This window comes from Streptomyces sp. NPDC059718 (assembly GCF_042733315.1).
Classification (GTDB): domain Bacteria; phylum Actinomycetota; class Actinomycetes; order Streptomycetales; family Streptomycetaceae; genus Actinacidiphila.
In genome coordinates this window covers 1-4,734 of the sequence record NZ_JBHWGA010000118.1, presented here as the reverse complement: position 1 = coordinate 4,734, position 4,734 = coordinate 1, and the positions used below count along the sequence as shown (strand labels likewise).

Here is a 4,734-nt window from a genome sequence, read left to right as displayed (position 1 = left end):
GACCACGATTTTTTACACCAACTCGTCATAATCGTTTTTTTTTTGGTTTGTGGGGTGGTTTTTTTTGTTTAAACCCGCGGGGGGGGGGGGCCCGCCTTCGGCGGGGGCCCCGCCACCCGGGCGTACCCGACGGTCACTCGCTCCGTGCGGCGGCGGGCTACGCGGACACGGCCGTCCGCGGCGTGGCCGCCTTCTTGCGCGCGCGGTACGCCGCCGCCTTCACGCGGTTGCCACAGGGGTCCATGGCGCACCACTCGCGACGGCTGCCGTGCGAGCGGTCGAGGTAGATCTGCGTGCACTCCGGCCTGCTGCACTCCTTGACCAGCTCCGCGTCCGGGCCGCTGAGGAGCCGCACGGCCTCCCGGGCCAGCGACGACAGGGCCTGCTGCGGTGTCGCCTCGACCCTGCGCCCGTCCCTGGTGAGCTGCGGGACGGCGGACGGCCTGCGTGCCGCCGCGTTGAGCAGCGCGAGCGCGTCGGTGTCGTAGCCCTCCTTGTTCAGCGCGGACCTGACGAGCGAGAAGACCGCCTCCCGGAGGGAGACCGCCTCCGCCACGTCGGACGGCTGCGACAGGACGTCCCCGTCGACGAGCCCCGACTCGCGGAACCAGGCGTCGAGGCTCTCGGGCGTGGTGAGCATCTCCTGGGGCTCCGGGTTGCGACGGCGCCTCAGGGTTCCCACGAAGTCCAGCACGGGCACGCCGCACTTGAACACATGCATCATGTCACCATTTTGGCAGGTGACGAACAAGAGGGCAAGACACCGGCCCGACGGCGGCACACCTTTCCCGCGCCCCGCAGCCCGACGGCGGATGGCCTCCACCGCGAACAGGCAGGGGTCAGGCGGGAGCGCCCTGGTCGGCCGCCACCCGGCGCAGCGCGATGGTCAGCTCGGCGAGGTCCTGGTCGGCGAAGTGGTCGACGAGGTGGCGTCGCACACTGGCGAGGTGCGTCGGCCAGGCCTGCTCCAGGCGTTCGAGCCCGGCGTCCGTCAGCACCGCGTTCCAGCCACGGCCGTCCTCGGCGCACTTGACGCGTTCCACCCAGCCGTGCTTCTCGAGCCGGATGACGACGCGGGTCATCCCGCTGAGGGAGAGGCTGCAGGCGGCGGCGAGCTCGCTCATCCGCATCGCGCGCCCCGGGGTCTCGGACAGGTGCCTCAGCGGCGTGTACTCGGACAGCGGCAGCCCCGCCCCCTCGACCATGTCCGCGTCGACGGCACGCGGGAGCTCCAGGAGCACCCGGCCCAGCGCGCGCACGAACGCCTCCTCGCTCGCGCTGAGGGGCTGCAACTGCTGCTTCGTGGACGCCATCCCCCCACTTTAGCTTCTTGACAGGTCAACGAGGCCAATGATCGGCACTCCGGCGCGAACCGGTTCGAGCACATGTCTTTGACAGTTGTCGACCGGTCGTCTAGCTTCAAATAGGCGACCGGTCAGTTAGTGATTCCGGTCCGCCCATCCCCCCATCGCAAAGAAACGAAAAGAAGCGGAGAGCCTCCTGTGGCCACCCCCGTCAAGCTCGCCATCGTCTACTACTCGTCGACCGGCACCATCACCGAGATCGCCAGGGAACTGCACGACGCCGCCGTCAAGGCCGGCGCCGAGGTGCGCCTGGTGAAGACGGCCGAACTCGCCCCGCAGGCCGCCATCGAGAGCAACCCGGCCTGGGCGGCCCACCACGCGGCGAACACGCACGTCCCGCACGCCACGCCCGAGGACATCGAGTGGGCCGACGCCGTGATCTTCGGCACCCCCACCCGCTTCGGCAACGTCTCGGCGCAGCTCAAGCAGTTCATCGACACGCTCGGCGGGCTGTGGGCCGAGGGCAAGCTGAGCGACAAGGTCTACAGCGCCTTCGTCTCCAGCGCCACCGCGCACGCGGGCCAGGAGGCCACGCTGCTGGCCCTCTACACCTCGATCCACCACTTCGGCGGGATCACGGTCACCCCGGGCTTCACCCAGCCGTCCAAGTTCGTCGACGGCAACCCCTACGGCACCTCCCACGTGGACGGCCAGGGCAACAACCCCGTGGACGAGGTCACCCGCACCGCCGCCCGCGTCCAGGCCGAGCGCGTCGTGCGCGTCGCCGCGCAGCTCAAGGCGGCCTGACCCCTCCCGGCACCCCGCCGGCAGCGGCGCCGCGCGGCGGGCCCCCTCACCGGGGGAGCCGCGCGGCGCCGCTCCCCACATCCTCACCGAACCCACGAAAGGGAGATGCGGAAACATGCGCGTCGAGATCTGGACCGACATCGCCTGCCCTTGGTGCTACGCCGGAAAGGCCCGTTTCGAGCGGGCCCTCGCCGGCTTCGAGCACCGTGACGGCGTCGAGGTGGTGCACCGGTCGTTCGAGCTCAACCCGGACGCCAGGAACGGCACGACGCCGATCATCGACGCCGTGGCCGCGCAGTACGGGCGCACCCGCGAGCAGCAGGTCGCACGGGAGGAGCACGCCGCGTCCGAGGCGCGCACCGAAGGGCTGGACTTCCGGATCGGCGGCCGCGTCCACGGCAACACCTTCGACGTCCACCGCCTCCTGCACTTCGCCAAGGAGCACGGCGTCCAGCACGAACTCCTGGACCTCGCCTTCCGGGTGAACTTCGCGGACGAGCGTTCCGTCTACGACACGGAGACCCTGCTGGACCTGGCGGCCGAGGCGGGACTGGACCGGGCGGAGGCACGCGCCGTCCTGGCCGACCCCGACGCGTACGCGCAGCAGGTGCGGGCCGACGAGCGGCTGGCCGCCGAACTCGGTGCCGGCGGAGTGCCGTTCTTCGTGCTGAACCGGAAGTACGGCGTGAGCGGACTGCAGCCCGTCGAGCTGTTCACGCGCGCCCTGGAGCAGGCGTGGGAGGACCACGTGGGGGCCCGGGCCTGACGCCCGGACCGGGGGGCTCCGGCCGTACCCCTCTGCGGCGCGTTCCCCCGTGGCGGGCGCCGTAGCGTGAGGGAGACGCACGCGCACATGACCAGGGACCACGCCCGGAACGCCGCGCTCGGGGCGTTCCTCCGGTGATGGTCCCGTTCGTCGTCGTGTTCGCCGTGGCCAGGCCCGCCCGCAACGGGTGCGTCAGGCGCAGGGCGCGGGCCGCGAGGGCGATCCCGGACACGTTGACGTGGTGCCCGCGCTCCAGGCGTACGTACGTGGTGCCCGCGCTCCAGGCGTACGTAGTAATCGCGCCCGGCGCCCCGTCCGTTGCCGCCGCAACGGGTGCGTCCGGCCCTGCCCCACCTCCTGGAGGCGATGACCGACGTCCTCGCGGTGATGATGGGGCGCCGCACCGACGCCCTGGCCGCCGACCGGCTCGCCCATGCGCTCAGACCGACTTCGACGCGCCCCCCAGCGGCAGCGGAACACGGCCCGGGTCATCTTCCTCGACCGCCCGCCTCCACGCCGGCAAGCACCCCCATGACCCCCGGCTCGCCGAGTTGGTCGGCGAACCGTCCGGGCGCGACGAGGACTTCCCGACGTGGTGGGACGACCACGGCATCGAGCGCCGCACGAACGGGGTCACGCACTTCCTCCATCCGGTGGTCGGTGAACTCGCCCTCCCCCTCCACTGCGTGGCGCTCGCCGTCACCGGCGGTCCGGACCGGATCCTCGGCGTCTGCACCGCGGAGCCCGCGACCGCCTCCGACCGGGCCCTGCGCCGGCGCGCCCAGTGGGCCGAGCAGAGCGGCCCGACCGGCCCGGTCATCTGACTTTCACATTTAAAGTCAGCTGTTAACCTGGCCCCGCAGGCCGATCCGCGCCTGCGCCGAGGGCCGCCGCACACCGCCCGGGGCCGCCGACGACCGCGCGGCCGGTCCGGGCAGGGCGCGCCCGCAGGAAGGAGGCACGATGCACATCAAGGGGTCGGTCGCCCTGGTGACGGGCGCGAGTCGCGGCATCGGCCGCGCCTTCGCCCGCGCGCTCATCACGCACGGCGCGTCCAAGGTCTACGCGGGCGTCCGCGATCCGGAGGGCCTCGTCGACCAGAGCCTGGTGGACGACACTCTCGTCCCCCTGCGCCTGGACGTCACCAAGCCCGACGAGGTCGCCGCGGCGGCCGCCGCCGCCGGCGACGTCAGCATCGTCGTCAACAACGCGGGCACGGGCGGCGCCGGCACCCGTCTGCTGGAGGGTTCCTTCGACGGCGCGCGCCAGGCGATGGAGGTCAACTACTTCGGCACCTGGGCCGTTTCCCGGGCCTTCGCCCCCATCCTGGCCGCGAACGGGGGCGGGGCGCTGGTCAACATGCTCTCGTTGGCGTCCTGGGTCGGCCAGCCGCTGATCCCCGGGTACGCGGCCTCCAAGGCGGCCGCGTGGTCGCTGACCGACACCCTCCGGCAGGCCCTGCACCCCCAGGGCACGCTGGTGGTGGGAGTCCACGCGAGCTTCGTGGACACCGAACTCAGCGCGTGGACCGACGCCCCGAAGATCAGCGCCGGGACGGTGGCCGAACTGACCATGGACGCGCTGCTCCACGACCGGCCGGAAGTCCTCGCCGACGAGGAGACCCGGCGCGCCAAGTCCGCCCTCTCCGGGCCCCCGAGCGCCACCCCGGGCGCATGACACGGCGGCGGGGGGGCGGGGGGGGCGGCGCGGGGGCCCCCCGGGGGGGCGGGGCGCGGCCCCCCCGCCGGCGGGCGGCGCGCGGGGGGGCCCCCCCCCCGGGGCCGGCGGGGGCCGGGGCCGCGGGGGGGCGCCCCCCCCCGCACCCGGGGAGGGCGTCAGTCCTCGTGGGGCTGGCGG

Annotated in this window: 6 protein-coding genes; 4 read left to right on the top strand and 2 right to left on the bottom strand. The window is 72.9% G+C overall.

Going from position 1 to position 4,734, the window contains the following annotated elements; genetic code table 11:
• Positions 1-157: 157 nt before the first annotated feature.
• A complete protein-coding gene (locus ACFV3E_RS46425; RefSeq protein WP_500542565.1) occupies positions 158-721 on the bottom strand; it encodes a CGNR zinc finger domain-containing protein in 564 nt (187 codons plus the stop codon).
• A gap of 118 nt (positions 722-839) precedes the next feature.
• The gene (locus tag ACFV3E_RS46420; protein ID WP_500542563.1) at positions 840-1,313 is read right to left on the bottom strand and encodes a MarR family winged helix-turn-helix transcriptional regulator; all 474 of its coding nucleotides are present in this window, start codon (positions 1,311-1,313) and stop codon (positions 840-842) included.
• Between the two features lie 189 nt (positions 1,314-1,502).
• On the opposite strand from ACFV3E_RS46420, the gene wrbA reads away from it, so the two are divergent.
• The 4 genes from wrbA to ACFV3E_RS46400 all read left to right on the top strand — a co-directional run bounded on the left by wrbA (position 1,503) and on the right by ACFV3E_RS46400 (position 4,554).
• Positions 1,503-2,111 (top strand): NAD(P)H:quinone oxidoreductase, encoded by a 609-nt coding sequence (gene wrbA, locus ACFV3E_RS46415; RefSeq protein ID WP_500542561.1) that lies wholly within the window; start codon positions 1,503-1,505, stop codon positions 2,109-2,111.
• Between the two features lie 115 nt (positions 2,112-2,226).
• Positions 2,227-2,877 (top strand): DsbA family oxidoreductase, encoded by a 651-nt coding sequence (locus ACFV3E_RS46410; RefSeq protein ID WP_500542559.1) that lies wholly within the window; start codon positions 2,227-2,229, stop codon positions 2,875-2,877.
• A gap of 551 nt (positions 2,878-3,428) precedes the next feature.
• Positions 3,429-3,701, top strand: a complete 273-nt coding sequence (locus ACFV3E_RS46405) for an MmyB family transcriptional regulator (protein ID WP_500542557.1) — start codon at positions 3,429-3,431, stop codon at positions 3,699-3,701.
• 139 nt (positions 3,702-3,840) lie between these two features.
• The gene (locus ACFV3E_RS46400) at positions 3,841-4,554 is read left to right on the top strand and encodes an SDR family oxidoreductase (RefSeq protein WP_500542555.1); all 714 of its coding nucleotides are present in this window, start codon (positions 3,841-3,843) and stop codon (positions 4,552-4,554) included.
• The last annotated feature ends 180 nt before the right edge of the window (positions 4,555-4,734 follow it).